This is a genomic window from Polaribacter dokdonensis (assembly GCF_024362345.1).
Lineage (GTDB): Bacteria > Bacteroidota > Bacteroidia > Flavobacteriales > Flavobacteriaceae > Polaribacter > Polaribacter dokdonensis.
Genome location: NZ_CP101505.1, coordinates 1,962,582 through 1,978,891, shown reverse-complemented (window position 1 = coordinate 1,978,891; position 16,310 = coordinate 1,962,582). Strand labels below are relative to the sequence as shown.

Sequence of the window (16,310 nt, the reverse complement as noted above, 5' to 3'; positions counted from 1 at the left end):
GAAGTGAAAAATATCGTTAAGAAGAGTGTTTATATAGTTGCTGCTATATATTTTTGTTTTGCAGTTGTTTCATGTGAATCTGATTTTACAGACATAGATACCAATGTAATTAGTAACACAAAATTTGATACAAATGAAGTTACTATAGATATTACTGCAAGTAACAGCCCTTTAGAGGTTTTACAAACAGATAATATTTCAAGACAAATCAACCAATATTTATTAGGAGTATATGCAAGCTCAGATTATGAAAAAATTGAGGCTTCAATAGTATCTCAATTAAATTTAGAAGCAAATTTGCAACTTATAGATGATGCAGATATTACAGATACAACAACTGTTTTAACAAAAATTGATACTGTATTTTTAAAATTACCTTATCCTGTTGCATTAGAAGATGTGTCTGATGCTACAAGCGATTTTGAATTTGATGGTTTAGTTGGTGATGCTTCAACTCCATATACTTTAAATGTGTATAGATCAAATACTTTCCTAAATAATTTTAATCCATCAGATCCAACAAAATTAAACAGTTACGATTCAAAAGACTCGTTTGAAAAAGTTGGTAATCCTTTAAATTCTCAAGTTGACTATCCATTAGCACCAAGCTTAAACGATACTATGTTTGTTGTAAAAAGAAGAATGATAGATGATACAGTTGTTGGTATGGATACCATTAAAATATTCAGTTCAGCAGCAAGCACAAATCCTATTCCTTTTGCAAGAATTCCTTTAGATGAAGATTTAATTCAACAATTATTTTTAGATAAATATGAAGATGCAGAGTTTAGTTCTCAGGAATCTTTTAACGATTATTTTAGGGGAGTTATTTTAGAAGCTTCTGGTGCAGATGGTTCTTTAATTACCTATAATTTCGATACCGCAATTACAGATTTAAGTCCGTCAATTGAGGTTTATTATACAAACACAGTATATATGAATGGAACTACAGACACTATAAAAACTGTTAGAAAAAACAACACATTCTTATTGTCTGGTTACAGAGTAAATACTTTTGACATGCAAGACAGAACCTACCCAGTTAACAATGAAATAAAAATTCAGGGTGCTGCAGGTAGTGAAGGAGAAGTTACTTTATTTGACGATACTGTTTTAAGCAATTTAAGAGCTAATAACTGGTTAATAAATGATGCCTCTTTAACTTTCTATATTAATCAGTCTGCAGATACTGCTTCAGTTCCAGAAAGATTATATTTATACAAAACTAATGGAGATACAAACAGCCCAGTTTTTAGCCAAATTGAAGATGCAATTACTGAAGCTGCTTTTGGTGGAATTGATGGTAATTTAGAACGAGATTCAGATGGTAAAGTAGAAAAATATACATTTAAAATTACAGATTATATTTCAGATTTGGTAATTGGTTTAACAGATTATAATCCTACTTTAAAAATAAAAGCATTTAATACATCAGATATTCCAACAACAGATACTATCTTTAGGAACTTTAGTTGGAATCCTAGAGCTGTTACACTTTTAAATCAAGATCCTATAAATGGTGAGAAAAAAGCAGTTCTAAAAATTTCATATTCAGAGAAAAAATAAATTAACCAAGCCAAAAAAAATAATCAAAAATGTGTGGAATATCAGCTTATATAGGTCATAGAGAGGCCTATCCTATTGTTATAAATGGTCTTAAAAGACTGGAGTATAGAGGATATGATAGTGCAGGTGTAATGATTTTTGATGGAGAAAAAATGCAACTTTCTAAAACGAAAGGTAAAGTTTCTGAACTAGAAAAAATTACAGATGCAGAAGAAGAAAGAAAAGTTGGTAATATTGGAATGGGTCATACACGTTGGGCAACACATGGTGTACCAAATGATGTAAATTCACACCCTCATACTTCTCAATCAGGAGATTTAGTAATTGTTCATAATGGAATTATTGAAAATTACGATACAATTAAAAAAGAATTAATTACGAGAGGGTATACTTTTAAAAGTGATACAGATACAGAAGTTTTAGTAAATTTAATTCAAGAGGTTAAAGATACAGAAGGTTGTAAACTAGGTAAAGCTGTACAGTTGGCCTTAACAAATGTTGTTGGAGCCTATGCAATTTCTGTATTTGACAAAAACAAACCTAATGAATTAGTTATTGCACGTTTAGGAAGTCCAATTGCAATTGGTGTTGGTAAAGACAATAAAGAGTTTTTTATCGCTTCTGATGCCTCTCCTTTTGTAGAATATACAAAAGATGCTATTTATCTTGAAGATGAAGAAATGGCAATTATCAAATTAGGTAAAGGTGTAAAAGTTCATAAAATACATGATGATTCTAGAGTAGATCCTACAATTCAAAAATTACAAATGAGTTTAGACCAAATTGAAAAAGGAGGTTATGATCATTTTATGCTTAAGGAAATACATGAACAACCTAAAGCAATTACAGATACGTATAGAGGTAGAATGCTACCTATAGAAAACAGAATCAAAATGTCTAGTATTGAAGATAATCTAGACAAATTTTTAAATGCGAATAGAATTATCATTATTGCTTGTGGTACTTCTTGGCATGCAGGTTTAGTTGGTGAATATCTATTTGAAGATATGGCTAGAATACCTGTTGAAGTCGAATATGCCTCTGAGTTTAGATATAGAAACCCAATTATCACAAATAAAGATGTTGTAATTGCTATTTCTCAATCAGGTGAAACTGCAGATACACTTGCTGCTATTAAATTAGCAAAATCAAAAGGAGCATTTGTTTATGGAGTTTGTAATGTAGTAGGTTCATCTATTGCAAGAGAAACACATTCTGGCGCTTATACACATGCTGGTCCAGAAATTGGAGTAGCTTCTACAAAAGCATTTACTACACAAATTACTGTATTAACACTAATTGCTTTAAAATTAGGGAAAGCTAATGGATCTTTAGCTCCACATACTTTTAAGAATTATATTCAAAAAATGCAATTAATTCCTAGACAAGTAGAGGAATTGTTAAACATTGATAATCATGTAAAAGAGATTGCAGCTGTTTATAAAGATGCTAAAAACTGTTTGTATTTAGGAAGAGGATTTAATTTTCCTGTGGCTTTAGAAGGTGCTTTAAAGTTAAAGGAAATATCATATATACATGCAGAAGGTTATCCTGCAGCTGAAATGAAACATGGACCAATTGCTTTAATTGATGAAAATATGCCAATTTTTGTTATTGCAACAAACAAAGGGCATTATGAAAAAGTTGTAAGTAATATTCAGGAAATTAAATCAAGAGCAGGTAAAATTATTGCAGTTGTTACAGAAGGAGATGTACAAGTAAAAGAGATTGCAGATCATGTAATTGAAATTCCAGATACAGAAGAAGCTTTAACTCCATTATTAACTACAATTCCTTTACAATTACTATCTTATCATATAGCAGTAATGTTAGGTAAAAATGTAGATCAGCCAAGAAACTTAGCAAAATCGGTTACTGTAGAATAAGAAACACGATTTATAGAATAAAAAAATCCAGCTATTCAGCTGGATTTTTTATTTATATTTTATCATGAACCTTGGCATGTTTACCACCATTCCAATTAGTTAGAATATCTGTGGCTACAGCTGCTCCACTACCTGCTGCAATTGCAAACTGGCTTCTATGCCCAGCAATTGTTCCACAACAATGCAAGCCTTCTTTAATAAGATGATCTTTATTTAAAAGTTGAATTCGATCTTTTTCGACATTCGCTTTTTTATGAGGAATTAAATATTCATTCAAACCATCAATCATAAATGGTTTTGAGTAGTTTAAGGCAAGAACTACTATTTTCGAATTATAGGTATTTCTATTTGTTTTAATGCGATATCCATCCTTTAATTGATCAACAGAAAGCACCTTTTCTTTATCTATTTGTGTAATGTGAGAATATAAATCACTTAACTGGGCTTTACTCTCTTTTAAAATGTCTTTTCCTAAAGTCCCTGAAGATAATCCAAGAACATTGTTGAATAGCGCATTTTCTAGATGAGATGATCTTTGATGAGTTATAATTGCTATGTTTTTATCAACTGCAAAAGGTTTATTTTTCGCAGAACCTAATACTAATGCACACTGCATTCCAGAAACTCCACCACCAATTATTAAGCAATCCAACATCATATTAAATAAATAAAGCCTTAATATTCTGTGCAAATAATTTTACAGCAATTGCAAGTAAAATAACTCCAAATACCTTTCTGATGATTTGGATTCCAGAAGGCCCAATTAGTCTTTCTATTTTAGATGATGTTTTTAAAACTATATAAATTACAATAACGTTAAAAAATACAGCAACAATAATATTTTGAATTGCAAATTCAGCACGTAAAGAAAGTAAAGTTGTCAAACTTCCTGGTCCAGCAATTAGTGGAAAAGCTAAAGGAAAAATAGTTGCAGTAATTGTTCCAGCATCACCATCATCTTTATAAAGAGTAATTCCTAGAATCATTTCTAATGCAATGAAAAATAAAATAAAAGACCCAGCAACCGCAAAAGAATTTACATCAATACCAATTAAACTTAGTAAACTTTGTCCTAAAAAAAGAAAAATTACCATAATACAACCAGCAATTATAGACGCTTTTTCTGATTGAATATGACCTACTTTTTTACGTAAATCAATCACAATTGGAATGTTACCAATAATATCGATTACTGCAAAGAGTACCATAAATGCAGTAAAAATTTCTTTTAAATTAAAGTCCATCATAAATCAATTAGATTTTGGTGCAAAATTAGTCAACTAACTTTATCAATTTATAAAAATACAGTAAAAAATATACTTATTTTTGTCAATATGTTTCAACTAGGTAAAACAATTGTTTCTGAAGATATTATAGAAAAAGAATTTGTCTGTAATATATCTGCTTGTAAAGGTGCTTGCTGTGTAGATGGTGAAGCAGGTGCTCCATTAGAGAAAGAAGAAGCTAAAATATTAGAAAATATATACCCCAAAGTAAAACCATTTTTACGCAAAGAAGGTATAGATGTTATTGAAAAACAAGGTGCTTGGGTTACCAGTGAATGGGGTGAATTAGAAACGCCTTTAATTGATGGAGCAGATTGTGCCTATGTTATTTTTGATGAAAACAAAACCGCTCTTTGTGGTATAGAAGAGGCTTATAATCAAGGAGAAATTAGCTGGAAAAAGCCAGTTTCTTGTCATTTATACCCTGTAAGAGTAAAGGATTATAGTGAGTTTTCTGCTGTAAATTATCATAAATGGGAAATTTGTGATGATGCATGTTCTTTGGGTAAAGAATTACAAGTACCTGTTTACAAATTTGTAAAACAGGCACTGATTAGAAAATTTGGACAAAATTGGTATGATGAATTAGAGAAGGTCGCTGAAAATTATAACAACAAATAACATTCTATTTATAGGATGTTTTTTTTTTGGCATAAAGTTTGTTTTAACATAGTCTTAACATTTAAACTTTCTAATTATGAAAAACGTGAAAAAACTACCAACCAAACAATTAGAAAAGTTCTCAACCATTTTTACTCAGTTAGGACTTGTATTAGTACTGTTTGTGGTCTACATTGCACTAGAGCACGAAACAAAACAAAAATCGCTGGCCATTTATGAACCTGAAGTCTCCAAGAGTATTTATATAGAACCCAATACAGAGGTTATATTTACTAAGGAGAAAACAGTAAAGCCAAAGTCGGATCCTGTTAAGCAAAACAGACTAATTTTAGATGAAGATATTGATAAGGTTGATGATAATAAAACTGAAACTATAATCATTAACGAACCTAAAAAGCAAGTAGTAGATTTCGATATAAATAAAATCGAAACTGTTCCTGAACCTGTTGATGAGGTTGATGAAGATCCTGTTCCTTTTATTTCTATAGAAAATGCACCTATATTTAAAGGTTGTGAAGGTTTATCTAAAGAAGAGAATAAAAAGTGTTTTGATAAAAAAATGCTGAAGTTTGTACAGCGAAATTTTAATGCAGAATTAGCTAATGATTTAGGTTTAAGGTCTGGTAAATATCGAATCCAAACTCAGTTTATTATAGATAATACAGGTAAAGTTGTAGATATTAAAATTCGAGCACCCCATATTAAATTGAAAGAAGAAACGCATAATTTAATAGAGAAATTACCTCAATTTACACCTGGCAAACAAGGTTCAAAATCTGTAAAAGTTAGGTACACTTTACCGATTTCTTTTTTAGTAGATTAAAAAACTACAATTTTATAAAAAAATAAACCCAACTATTTAGTTGGGTTTTTATATTTAGTACATTTACAAAAATAAACAAGCTAATATATTGCTATGGAATACTTTGCTCACGAAACTGCTGTTGTAGATAATAATTGTAAAATAGGAAAAGGAACCAAAATTTGGCACTTCAGTCATGTAATGTCTAATAGTAAAATTGGAGAAGGTTGTAACTTAGGGCAAAATGTGGTAGTATCTCCTAATGTTGTTTTAGGCAAAAATGTAAAAGTGCAAAATAATGTATCTATTTATTCTGGAGTTACTTGCGAAGATGATGTTTTTCTAGGGCCATCAATGGTGTTCACAAATGTTATAAACCCTAGAAGTGCTATCAATAGAAAAAACAGATACTTAAAAACAATAGTAAAAAAAGGTGCAAGTATAGGTGCCAATGCTACAATTGTATGTGGAAATCACATAGGTGAATTTGCCTTTATTGGTGCAGGTGCTGTAGTTACTAAAGAGGTTTTACCTTATGCATTAGTTGTAGGAAATCCTTCTAAACAGATTGGTTGGGTAAGTGAATATGGACACACTTTGGATTTTAATGAAGAGGGTATTGCAATTTGTAAGGAAAGCAAAGTAGAGTATGAACTTAAAAATAATAAGGTCACAAAAAAAGCTTAGTAAGTAATTACTAAGCTTTTTATATTTTATCTTAAGATTGAATTATGGTGCAGGATTTGGTATTGCTGCATGTACAGCATTAATCTCTTTTAAGGTTTCGTCAGAAAGAGTAACATTAATAGAATTTATATTTTCTTTTAACTGATCTAACTTTGTTGCTCCAATAATATTACTCGTTACAAAAGGTAACTGATTTACAAATGCTAATGATAGTTCAGTTAAGGTAAGATTATTTTTCTCAGCTATTTCTAAATATTTTTTTACAGCTCTTTCACTACCATCGTTTTTATATCTAGCAATAAACCTAGGAAACAGAGTTCCTCTTGCTCCTTCAGGTAAATTTCCATTTAGGTATTTACCAGACAAAACACCTTGTGCTAAAGGTGAATATGCTAACAAACCTACATTTTCTCTTAAAGAAACTTCACTCATACCAACTTCATATCCTCTGTGAATCATAGAGTATGAATTTTGAATAGTAACTGGTCTTGGTAAATTGTATTGTTCTGAAGCTTGTAAATACTTCATTGTACCCCAAGGGGTTTCATTAGACAAACCTACATGCCTTATTTTTCCTTGTTTGATAAAATCTTGTAGTGTTTCTAAGATTTCTAAATAGTTTTCAGTTTCGTCATTTGCAGCTTGCAAAGGAAAATCTCTTACTCCAAAACAATTTACACCTCTATTTGGCCAATGCAATTGATATAAATCTATATAATCTGTTTGTAAGCGTTGCAAACTCTTATCTACAGCATCAATAATGTTGTCTTTACTTAAACCACCATTTCTAATATGTGCAGTGTAATCTCCTCCACCAGCTATTTTACTAGCTAAAACTACTTTTTCTCTGTTTCCGGTTTTTTTAAACCAAGTACCAATAATTCTTTCTGTACCACCATAAGTTTCTGCATTTGCAGGTACAGGATATAGCTCTGCAGCATCAAAAAAGTTTACTCCATTTTCTAAAGCAAAATCCATTTGAGCATGGCCTTCAGCTTCCGTATTTTGATTTCCCCAAGTCATAGTACCTAAGCAAATTTTAGATACTTCAACATCAGTATTTGGTAATTTTGTATATTTCATTTGTTATAAAAAAGGTAATTTTTAACTTATTCTACTTCAGAAACACGTAAAGTATTTACCATACCTTTTGCTTCTGCAGGCATAGATGCTAAGTTAATAATTAAATCTCCTGCTTTTACAAAACCTTTATCTTTTGCAATTCTATTAACATCTTCTACAGTATCATCTGTAGAAAAGTTTTTGTTATAATAATAAGCTCTTACACCCCAAAGTAAATTTAATTTACCAAGTATTCTCCTATCTGTAGAAAAGGCCAAAACATGTGTTCTAGGTCTCCAAGCAGAAATTTGGAATGCTGTATAACCACTATTTGTTAATGTACAAATTGCTGCTGCGTTAGTGTCATTTGCCATTAATGCTGCATGATAACATATAGATTTTGTTACAAATCTGTTAGTTCTAATATGTGGTGCTTCATGTGGTACTTTAATCATTCTTGAATTTTCCACACTTTTTATAATTTCAGACATTTTCTGAATAACTCTTATTGGGTGTTTACCAACAGAAGTTTCTCCTGAAAGCATCACTGCATCTGCACCATCCATAATTGAATTGGCAACATCATTAACTTCTGCTCTTGTTGGAACAGAATTATCAATCATAGTCTCCATCATCTGAGTTGCAATAATTACAGGAATTCTTGCTCTTTTTGCACGTCTCACTAATTTTTTCTGAATTAATGGTACTTCTTGCATTGGTATTTCTACTCCTAAATCTCCACGAGCTACCATTAAACCATCACAATAAGGAATTAATGCATCTAGGTTTTTAACAGCCTCTGGCTTTTCAATTTTTGCAATTACAGGAATTCTATATTCTGAGTGCTGTGCAATTAAATCGCGTAACATTCTTAAATCGTCTGGAGTTCTTACAAATGATAAAGCAATCCAATCTACTTCTTGCTCAATTGCAAAAACAGCATCTTCCATATCTTTTTCTGTAAGTGCAGGTAAAGAAATGGCTGTATTTGGTAAGTTTACTCCTTTTTTAGATTTTAAAGGTCCACCTACTATAACATTTACTACTACTTCATCTTCCTTATTTGTAGAAGCTACTTCAAAAAGTAATTTACCATCATCTACTAAAATTTGCTCACCAACCTTTACGTCTTTAGGAAAACGTTGGTATGTCATAAATGCTTTTTCTTTAGTACCAATACATTTTTCTGTTGTAAAAGTAAAAGTGTCTCCATCTTTTAATTCTACACCTTCTTCCATAACTCCAACTCTTAATTTAGGTCCTTGTAAATCACCTAAAATTGCTATGTTAAAGCCATTTTCTTCATTAATTTCTCTAATGATTTTTACTTTTCTCTTTACATCTTCATAATCTGCATGAGAAAAATTTATTCTAAAAACGTTTACACCATTTTTAGCTAAATCTGTTAGTATTTCTTTAGTATCTGTAGCAGGCCCTAAGGTAGCAACTATTTTAGTTTTATTGTTATTTGGCATATTTTAAAAAGTTAAAAAGTCTTTAGACTTTAATGAATTCTTATCTATTGGATAGGATGTAATAATGTGATTAATTTTCTTTATTTTATCTACAATTTCTAGGGTAAAACTATAATCGAAACTACCAGATATTTTAATAAAGAAATCTACTTTTTTCTTTTCTGAAATTAAATATGTTTTGGTTTCAGAGGTTAATAAAAGTTCGTTCGATTCTGTTTGATTTTCTCTCTTAGAGCTATTAGCTATTAAAAACCAATCATAATCAAACTCTTCATTTAAATAATTATATATTGAAAAGGATGCTTTATGTGAAGTGTCATTAAACTTTAAATCGTTTTTTGATTTACACAAATTGACTCCTAATTTTTTATTAAGTAAGTAAGCTAGTTTATAATCTTCTAATGTGGTGTGTATTCCTATTAAGGAATATTCTTCTTCAAAAACATCAAGACTTAATGAATGTGTAGGCACAAATATCAATTAGCATTAATTCCACTTAATAAGTTGCTAATTTACTAATTGTTTACGAGTTTTTTTGAGATTTTCACGAAAACGTTATCGTGTTTAAGTAGTAGAAATTTCGCTTTGAAAGGCGTAATAGACTCTTTTTGAGGCTTGTTCCTCTGCTTTCTTTTTAGAGGTTGCTCTACCTTTAGCTACTTGCTCACCATCTATACTTACTTTTACACTAAAGTGTTTAATAGATTCGTTACCAGAATCTTCATAAGTTTCAAACTTATATTTTTTCTTCTGTTTTTGGCACCACTCTATAATTAAACCTTTGTAGCTTGTAATTTTACCTTCTAATTTTTCGATATCTACATAAGGTAAAATGACGTTTTCATAAATAAATTTCTGAGCATAATTGTAGCCTCTATCTAAATAAATGGCGCCAACTAAAGCTTCAAAAATATTACCATGAATATTATCACCAACCGTATTTTGATCAATATTACTATTTACAAATCGAATTAAATCTAAATCTTTACCTAACTCATTTAAATGTTCTCTACTAACAATTTTAGAGCGCATTTGCGTTAAATAACCTTCAGAGCCTGTAGGAACTTTTTTATATAGGTAAGATGCAATAACAGAGCCTAAAATAGAATCACCTAGAAACTCTAAACGTTCATAGTTTATAGGGTTTCCTTTGCTGTCTGTCATTTGTACAGATCTATGTGTAAATGCTTTTTTGTACTTGTTAATATTCTTGGGAGAAAAATTAAGTAAGTTTTTTAATTCGAAGTATAACTCTTTCTCTTCATCTGATAGAGTTTTTACTATTTTTCGAATAAAATTCATAGTTTACTCCTCTAATTTCTTAAAGGCAACACAAGCATTATGACCACCAAAACCAAATGTATTACTCATTGCTATATTTACTTCTCTTTTCTGAGCCTTATTTAGCGTAAGATTTAAATCTGGATTAATGTTTTCATCTGGAGTAGAATGATTTATTGTAGGAGGTACAATACTATTTTGTATTGACAGGATAGAAGCAATTGCCTCAATTGCACCTGCAGCTCCCAATAAATGTCCAGTCATAGATTTTGTAGAGTTGATATTAATATTCTTAGCATGCTCTCCAAAAACCTCAGAGATTGCTTTTAATTCAGCAACATCTCCTAAAGGAGTAGAAGTACCATGAGTATTAATATGATCTACATCTTCTGGTTTAATACCAGAGTTTTCTAAGCAGTTTTTCATTACTGCAATTACTCCAATTCCTTCTGGATGTGGAGCTGTCATATGATAAGCGTCAGAAGACATACCACCACCAATAACTTCAGCGTAAATTTTTGCGCCTCTAGCTTTTGCGTGTTCATATTCTTCTAAAATAATAGCACCTGCACCTTCACCTAAAACAAAACCATCTCTTTCAGCATCAAAAGGTCTTGACGCAGTTTCTGGACTTTCGTTTCTTGTAGATAAAGCATGCATAGAGTTAAAACCACCCATACCTGCTATAGTTACTGCAGCTTCTGAACCACCTGTAACAATAACATCACAATGACCTAATCTAATATAGTTTAACGCATCAATCATAGCATTTGCTGATGATGCACATGCAGAAACTGTAGTGTAGTTTGGCCCCATAAATCCATTTTTAATAGAAATGTTTCCTGGAGCAATATCTGCAATCATTTTTGGGATAAAGAAAGGATTAAACCTTGGAGTTCCATCTCCTTTAGCGAATTCTAAAACTTCGTTTTGAAAAGTTTCTAAACCACCAATTCCTGCTCCCCAAATTACGCCCACACGTAATTTGTTAATTTCGTCTAGATTTAACTTAGAATCTGCAATAGCTTCGTCTGAAGCAACCATTGCATATTGCGTAAATCTATCCATTTTACGAGCTTCTTTTCTATCTAAATAGTCAGTAGCTGTAAAATTTTTTAATTCACATGCAAAACGAGTTTTGAACTTGGCAGCATCATAATACGTTACAGGTGCTGCTCCACTAACTCCGTTAATTAAAGCATTCCAATATTCTTCTATATTATTACCAATTGGTGTTAAAGCACCAAGTCCAGTAACTACTACTCGTTTTAACTGCATATAAATATTACTTTTTTGCTTCTTCTATATAGCTAACTGCTTGACCTACAGTACCAATGTTTTCTGCTTGATCGTCTGGAATTTGAATATCAAATTCTTTTTCGAATTCCATAATTAACTCAACAGTATCTAAAGAATCTGCTCCTAAATCATTTGTGAAGCTAGCTTCTGTTGTTACTTCATTATCGTCTACGCCTAATTTATCTACGATAATAGCTTTTACTCTTGATGCAATGTCTGACATAATTTTTTGTTTTTTTAAAATTTAAATCGGGGCAAAAATACAAATCTTATTAATTCTAACTAACTTTTGCCCTAAAAATGATTACTAAATATAAATAAAATTGTTTAATAGCCTATAATAATTGCTTGAATTCTTAATAATTATTCCTTTTTTTGTAGAATAGAAATATAATTATGAAACGTATTATTGTTTTTGCTTCTGGTTCAGGTTCAAATGCTGAAAATATTATAAAATTCTTTAATAAAACTAAAACTGCCAAGGTTGTGCAGGTTTTGTGCAATAATAAAGAAGCTAAGGTTTTTGAAAGATGTTTAAAACTAAATGTACCTTGTTCTCATTTTACAAAGGCAGATTTTTTTGAAACGGATTCCATTTTAAATCTTTTAAAAGAAAAAGCAGATTTAATTATTCTAGCAGGTTTTTTATGGAGGGTTCCTTCTAAAATTGTGGATGCTTTTCCAAAAAGAATAATAAATATACACCCAGCATTATTACCTAAATATGGAGGTAAAGGAATGTATGGAATGAATGTTCACAAAGCTGTAGCCGAAAATAAGGAATCAGAAACTGGTATTACTATTCATTTTGTTAATGAAAATTACGATGAAGGAGCCATTATTTATCAAGCTAGAACTGCTGTAAGCGAAAATGATACTCCAGAAAAGATAGCAGAGAAAATACATCAATTAGAGCAAAGTTATTTTCCTAGAATTATTGAAGATGTAATTTTAGAAATTAATGAGTAAAAAGAAATTCTATGTAGTTTGGAAAGGTAGAAAACCTGGAATATTCTCTTCATGGAATGTTTGTAAGAGGCAAATTGATGGTTTTGAAGGTGCTCAATACAAGTCGTTTTTAAATTTAGATGAAGCAGAAGTAGCATTCTCAAAAAAGTTTGAAGATTATAAAGGAAAAAAATCTACCCCTAAAAAAATAGCTTCATCAGAATTACAAAAATATGGTTCACCCAACTTAGAAAGTATTTCTGTAGATGCTGCTTGTTCAGGTAATCCTGGAAAAATGGAATACAGAGGAGTATTAACACACAACAAAAAAGAAATTTTTAGGAAAGGTCCTTATAAAAAAGGAACCAATAATATTGGTGAGTTTTTAGCCCTAGTGCATGGAATTGCTTTATTAAAAAGCAAGCAGAAAGAAGATATACCTATCTACTCTGACTCTAAAATTGCCATGAGTTGGATTCGTCAGAAAAAATGCAAAACTAATATGCATTTTGATGCCTCTAATAAAGACTTATTAGAGCTTATTAAAAGAGCTGAAAAATGGCTGAGAGAGAATACTTATAAGAATCCTATCTTAAAATGGCAAACCAAAGCTTGGGGAGAAATTCCTGCTGATTTTGGAAGAAAGTAATCTTTAGAAACTGTTTTTTTTGTAAAATAATCCTTTTACCTACGATTAAAGTTCATTTACTGTCGTTCAATGAACCTTAACTGCTGTTTATCGGTTCTTAATTTGCTAAAATTATACTTTTCACTTATTTCGTAGAGCAGTTGATGGTGTAGTCTTAAGGGGTTAGGACTATATTCATTTTTTAAAATAGCTGTAAAAAATGGCACCTTATCTCATTCTAAAATTTGTTTTGAGGACATTTCTCACTATTCATCCTTAACATTATAATAGAATTTTATGAGAAAGGTGCTTTTCAGTTTAAGGTTCTACTAATTTGTAAAACAACTTAATTAAAAGAAATATGCTTAACATAGATTTTATAATTGAAAATTTAGATTCATCAAGTTATCAAACTTGTAATCTTGAATTATATAGTAGTATTGAAAATAAGAAAGATGTTAAGTCATTTATGGAAAATCACATTTTTGCAATTTGGGATTATATGTCTTTAATGAGAGCTCTAGAAAATAACCTGAGAGATAATAGTGTACCATGGTTTCCTAGCAATAATGGTAAAAATTTAAAAATATTATATAAAATTCTAGATGAAGAAGAGTATACTATTGATGCAAGTGGTTCAGTTAAATCTTATTTTGAGATGTATCTTGAAGCAATGGAAGAAATTGGTGCGAATACTAGTGATATATTAAATATTTTAAGTCATTCCAAAACAATTAATCTTATAGACGAAGCTTTAAATTTAACAGGTATGAATATAGAATCTTTTTATTATACAAGATTTATTTACACCATCATAAAATCGCAAAAACCTCATCTTATGGCAATAGTATTTGCACTAAGTAAGGAATTGGTTTCTAAAGTTTTAATATTAGAAGACTTTTGTAGAAAAGATTTTAGTAATAAATATGATAAAACATTATTTCTAATTAATAAACTAAAGGCTGTAAATTCTAAAAATTACAATTCAAATGCTTTTAAATTGGCATCAGATTTTATAGGTGAAGATCCTCAAAAGTTAATGGAGGCAAAAAGAGCGGCTTTAAACTGTGTAAGATATAGAGATTTGCATATAGAAGGTATAGCTAGATCAATACAAAAGCAAAAAGCAGTTTATTTTCATGAGGCTAACTGTTAAAAAAACCAATTAAATGATGTACTGCAAAATTTCGTTTAACCAAACTTTAATGCAGTTCATTGGTATTTCATTGCAGTTCGTTGTAAAAATATTATTAGAAACAATCATTCTGGCTAAATTTACTAGCCAAATTTAAAAAAAAAATTAAACTTATGAAATTGCTTATTATAGATGATGAGGTTTTTGTTCATGGTATTTTTGAAGCTATATGCAAAACAATAAAAGGTGTTGAAATAGTTGAGAAGTTTAAGGATTCTAGAAAAGCTTTAGATTTTTTAGAGGATAGCAAAATAGACATGATTTTTTTAGATATTCAAATGCCTGAGTTTAATGGTCTCGATTTTCTTAATGAATTAGATAAAAAGGGCCTTCAAATTAGTGTAGCTATAGTAACAAGTAATCCAGATTATGCAGTTGATGTAATAAACAATAAAAATGTAGTTTACTTTATTAAAAAGCCTCTACACAAATACTCCATAAAAGAAGCTATTAAAGAAGCAGTTTACAGAAAATCATTGCTTGAAGCAAGTGTATCACTTAAAAACATAAAAAAAAGTAATGAAGAAAAACCGACCCATACTTTTTTTAATTGTAATCGAAGAATGATAAATCTATGTCATGATGATATCATAATGATTAAAAGCTTAGAAGGTGGCGCAAAAATAGTAACAAATAAAGAACCAATGATATCATCATATTCTTTAAAAGAGATAGAAAGCAAATTACCAGCAAGTACTTTTATAAGAATTCATAAATCATATATAGTTAATGCTAAAAAAATTGAACTTATTTATGATAATCTTGTAATAATAGGAAAGTATCATGTTCCTATTGGTAGAACTCATAGTTTAAAGTTTAAGCAGTATTTAGCCAATAATTAAATTCCTCAATTAATTCATAATTAAGTTAATAATGAAAAGGAAATCAGTATTTATTATCCCTGTTATAAAAGAAGATCCAGGTGTGTTTTCAAGTGTTTTTAAAACCTTTAAAAACATATATTTTTGCGATGTTCTTTTTGTAGTTTCTCCTAAAAATAAATGCAAAGAAACCTTTAAAGAATTAATTGGTAGTTATAAAAATTTGCACTTGTTAATAACAGAAAAAAACTATAATAGAGCTGTATTATTTAAAAAAGGACTATACCACTTTAATACATTTTTAAATAATAATGATGATGGTTATAAATACGTGATTTCTATAAGAAAGTTTGATAATTCTTATTTAGATGTAATTCTTGATGGAATGATGGAAATACAAAAAAGCAACTTTGATGTTTTGTATTGCTTGGTTGAAAATGAAAAGTTACCATTAAGATTATCTAATGTTAATAAGGGTATTAAAAAGAGTGTTTTAGATACGTTTAGATCGCAGTCTTTTATTGCTACTGCAAATTTTGTTAACAATATTTATGCTAATCCTTTTAATAAGATAATTACTTTTTATTACCTATTAAGAAACGCAAAATTTAAACCTAAATATACCTATTAACATTCTAGTCTTCCCAACGCAAGTATACCCCTAATTATTATAATATCCCTACATTTAGAATCAGCTTTTTCGAGATTTAAAACTCGATTAAGTTGATTTTTTTATTTTAAAACATTGTTTGA

Annotated in this window: 18 protein-coding genes; 10 read left to right on the top strand and 8 right to left on the bottom strand. The window is 29.9% G+C overall.

Features of this window, described 5'->3' with window-relative positions:
• Positions 1-3: 3 nt before the first annotated feature.
• Together LPB302_RS08730 and glmS are read left to right on the top strand one after the other, a co-directional pair.
• Positions 4-1,566, top strand: coding sequence for a DUF4270 domain-containing protein (locus LPB302_RS08730; protein ID WP_053973909.1), 1,563 nt, complete (start codon positions 4-6; stop codon positions 1,564-1,566).
• Between the two features lie 29 nt (positions 1,567-1,595).
• On the top strand, positions 1,596-3,452 hold the full coding sequence (gene glmS / locus LPB302_RS08725; RefSeq protein WP_053973910.1) for a glutamine--fructose-6-phosphate transaminase (isomerizing): 1,857 nt from the start codon (positions 1,596-1,598) through the stop codon (positions 3,450-3,452).
• A 52-nt stretch (positions 3,453-3,504) separates the two neighbouring features.
• On the opposite strand, the gene LPB302_RS08720 is transcribed toward glmS, so the two are convergent.
• Together LPB302_RS08720 and LPB302_RS08715 are read right to left on the bottom strand one after the other, a co-directional pair.
• Positions 3,505-4,110 (bottom strand): NAD(P)/FAD-dependent oxidoreductase, encoded by a 606-nt coding sequence (locus tag LPB302_RS08720; protein ID WP_053973911.1) that lies wholly within the window; start codon positions 4,108-4,110, stop codon positions 3,505-3,507.
• 1 nt (position 4,111) lies between these two features.
• Positions 4,112-4,696, bottom strand: coding sequence for a MarC family protein (locus tag LPB302_RS08715; RefSeq protein ID WP_053973912.1), 585 nt, complete (start codon positions 4,694-4,696; stop codon positions 4,112-4,114).
• Between the two features lie 90 nt (positions 4,697-4,786).
• Here LPB302_RS08715 and LPB302_RS08710 point away from each other — a divergent pair, with 90 nt between their 5' ends.
• From LPB302_RS08710 to LPB302_RS08700, 3 genes are all read left to right on the top strand, one after another.
• The gene (locus LPB302_RS08710) at positions 4,787-5,359 is read left to right on the top strand and encodes a DUF3109 family protein (protein ID WP_053973913.1); all 573 of its coding nucleotides are present in this window, start codon (positions 4,787-4,789) and stop codon (positions 5,357-5,359) included.
• Between the two features lie 76 nt (positions 5,360-5,435).
• Positions 5,436-6,182, top strand: coding sequence for an energy transducer TonB (locus tag LPB302_RS08705; protein WP_053973914.1), 747 nt, complete (start codon positions 5,436-5,438; stop codon positions 6,180-6,182).
• Between the two features lie 93 nt (positions 6,183-6,275).
• Positions 6,276-6,848 (top strand): acyltransferase, encoded by a 573-nt coding sequence (locus LPB302_RS08700; protein WP_053973915.1) that lies wholly within the window; start codon positions 6,276-6,278, stop codon positions 6,846-6,848.
• Positions 6,849-6,890: 42 nt separating this feature from the next.
• Here LPB302_RS08700 and LPB302_RS08695 read toward each other — a convergent pair whose 3' ends face one another.
• From LPB302_RS08695 to LPB302_RS08670, 6 genes are all read right to left on the bottom strand, one after another.
• On the bottom strand, positions 6,891-7,931 hold the full coding sequence (locus LPB302_RS08695) for an aldo/keto reductase (protein WP_053973916.1): 1,041 nt from the start codon (positions 7,929-7,931) through the stop codon (positions 6,891-6,893).
• 26 nt (positions 7,932-7,957) lie between these two features.
• Positions 7,958-9,385: a pyruvate kinase gene (pyk, locus tag LPB302_RS08690; protein WP_053973917.1), complete on the bottom strand. Its 1,428-nt coding sequence runs from the start codon at positions 9,383-9,385 to the stop codon at positions 7,958-7,960.
• Between the two features lie 3 nt (positions 9,386-9,388).
• On the bottom strand, positions 9,389-9,856 hold the full coding sequence (locus tag LPB302_RS08685; RefSeq protein ID WP_053975312.1) for an IPExxxVDY family protein: 468 nt from the start codon (positions 9,854-9,856) through the stop codon (positions 9,389-9,391).
• Positions 9,857-9,949: 93 nt separating this feature from the next.
• Positions 9,950-10,687 (bottom strand): ribonuclease III, encoded by a 738-nt coding sequence (rnc, locus tag LPB302_RS08680; RefSeq protein WP_053973918.1) that lies wholly within the window; start codon positions 10,685-10,687, stop codon positions 9,950-9,952.
• Positions 10,688-10,690: 3 nt separating this feature from the next.
• Positions 10,691-11,944 carry a beta-ketoacyl-ACP synthase II gene (fabF, locus tag LPB302_RS08675; RefSeq protein WP_053973919.1) on the bottom strand — a complete coding sequence of 418 codons (1,254 nt, stop codon included), beginning with the start codon at positions 11,942-11,944 and terminating at the stop codon, positions 10,691-10,693.
• A 7-nt stretch (positions 11,945-11,951) separates the two neighbouring features.
• Positions 11,952-12,188 (bottom strand): acyl carrier protein, encoded by a 237-nt coding sequence (locus LPB302_RS08670; RefSeq protein WP_004569249.1) that lies wholly within the window; start codon positions 12,186-12,188, stop codon positions 11,952-11,954.
• 173 nt (positions 12,189-12,361) lie between these two features.
• Between LPB302_RS08670 and purN the strand changes: the two genes are divergently transcribed.
• The 5 genes from purN (at position 12,362) to LPB302_RS08645 (ending at position 16,188) form a co-directional block, all read left to right on the top strand.
• On the top strand, positions 12,362-12,934 hold the full coding sequence (gene purN, locus LPB302_RS08665; RefSeq protein ID WP_053973920.1) for a phosphoribosylglycinamide formyltransferase: 573 nt from the start codon (positions 12,362-12,364) through the stop codon (positions 12,932-12,934).
• Positions 12,927-13,562 (top strand): ribonuclease H1 domain-containing protein, encoded by a 636-nt coding sequence (locus LPB302_RS08660; RefSeq protein WP_053973921.1) that lies wholly within the window; start codon positions 12,927-12,929, stop codon positions 13,560-13,562. The genes purN and LPB302_RS08660 overlap by 8 nt, the downstream gene beginning before the upstream one ends.
• Positions 13,563-13,902: 340 nt before the next feature.
• Entirely contained in the window at positions 13,903-14,697 is a 795-nt protein-coding gene (locus LPB302_RS08655) for a DUF3050 domain-containing protein (RefSeq protein ID WP_053973922.1), read from the top strand.
• Between the two features lie 152 nt (positions 14,698-14,849).
• Positions 14,850-15,578, top strand: coding sequence for a LytR/AlgR family response regulator transcription factor (locus LPB302_RS08650; protein WP_053973923.1), 729 nt, complete (start codon positions 14,850-14,852; stop codon positions 15,576-15,578).
• 31 nt (positions 15,579-15,609) lie between these two features.
• Entirely contained in the window at positions 15,610-16,188 is a 579-nt protein-coding gene (locus tag LPB302_RS08645) for a hypothetical protein (RefSeq protein ID WP_053973924.1), read from the top strand.
• The last annotated feature ends 122 nt before the right edge of the window (positions 16,189-16,310 follow it).

Bases quoted from the DNA above. Each gene is read 5' to 3' on its own strand.
- glmS (WP_053973910.1), top strand. From the start codon at position 1,596: ATGTGTGGAATATCAGCTTATATAGGTCATAGAGAGGCCTATCCTATT.
- LPB302_RS08720 (WP_053973911.1), bottom strand. From the start codon at position 4,110: ATGATGTTGGATTGCTTAATAATTGGTGGTGGAGTTTCTGGAATGCAG.
- LPB302_RS08715 (WP_053973912.1), bottom strand. From the start codon at position 4,696: ATGGACTTTAATTTAAAAGAAATTTTTACTGCATTTATGGTACTCTTT.
- LPB302_RS08710 (WP_053973913.1), top strand. From the start codon at position 4,787: ATGTTTCAACTAGGTAAAACAATTGTTTCTGAAGATATTATAGAAAAA.
- LPB302_RS08705 (WP_053973914.1), top strand. From the start codon at position 5,436: ATGAAAAACGTGAAAAAACTACCAACCAAACAATTAGAAAAGTTCTCA.
- LPB302_RS08700 (WP_053973915.1), top strand. From the start codon at position 6,276: ATGGAATACTTTGCTCACGAAACTGCTGTTGTAGATAATAATTGTAAA.
- LPB302_RS08695 (WP_053973916.1), bottom strand. From the start codon at position 7,931: ATGAAATATACAAAATTACCAAATACTGATGTTGAAGTATCTAAAATT.
- pyk (WP_053973917.1), bottom strand. From the start codon at position 9,385: ATGCCAAATAACAATAAAACTAAAATAGTTGCTACCTTAGGGCCTGCT.
- rnc (WP_053973918.1), bottom strand. From the start codon at position 10,687: ATGAATTTTATTCGAAAAATAGTAAAAACTCTATCAGATGAAGAGAAA.
- fabF (WP_053973919.1), bottom strand. From the start codon at position 11,944: ATGCAGTTAAAACGAGTAGTAGTTACTGGACTTGGTGCTTTAACACCA.
- LPB302_RS08670 (WP_004569249.1), bottom strand. From the start codon at position 12,188: ATGTCAGACATTGCATCAAGAGTAAAAGCTATTATCGTAGATAAATTA.
- purN (WP_053973920.1), top strand. From the start codon at position 12,362: ATGAAACGTATTATTGTTTTTGCTTCTGGTTCAGGTTCAAATGCTGAA.
- LPB302_RS08660 (WP_053973921.1), top strand. From the start codon at position 12,927: ATGAGTAAAAAGAAATTCTATGTAGTTTGGAAAGGTAGAAAACCTGGA.
- LPB302_RS08655 (WP_053973922.1), top strand. From the start codon at position 13,903: ATGCTTAACATAGATTTTATAATTGAAAATTTAGATTCATCAAGTTAT.
- LPB302_RS08650 (WP_053973923.1), top strand. From the start codon at position 14,850: ATGAAATTGCTTATTATAGATGATGAGGTTTTTGTTCATGGTATTTTT.
- LPB302_RS08645 (WP_053973924.1), top strand. From the start codon at position 15,610: ATGAAAAGGAAATCAGTATTTATTATCCCTGTTATAAAAGAAGATCCA.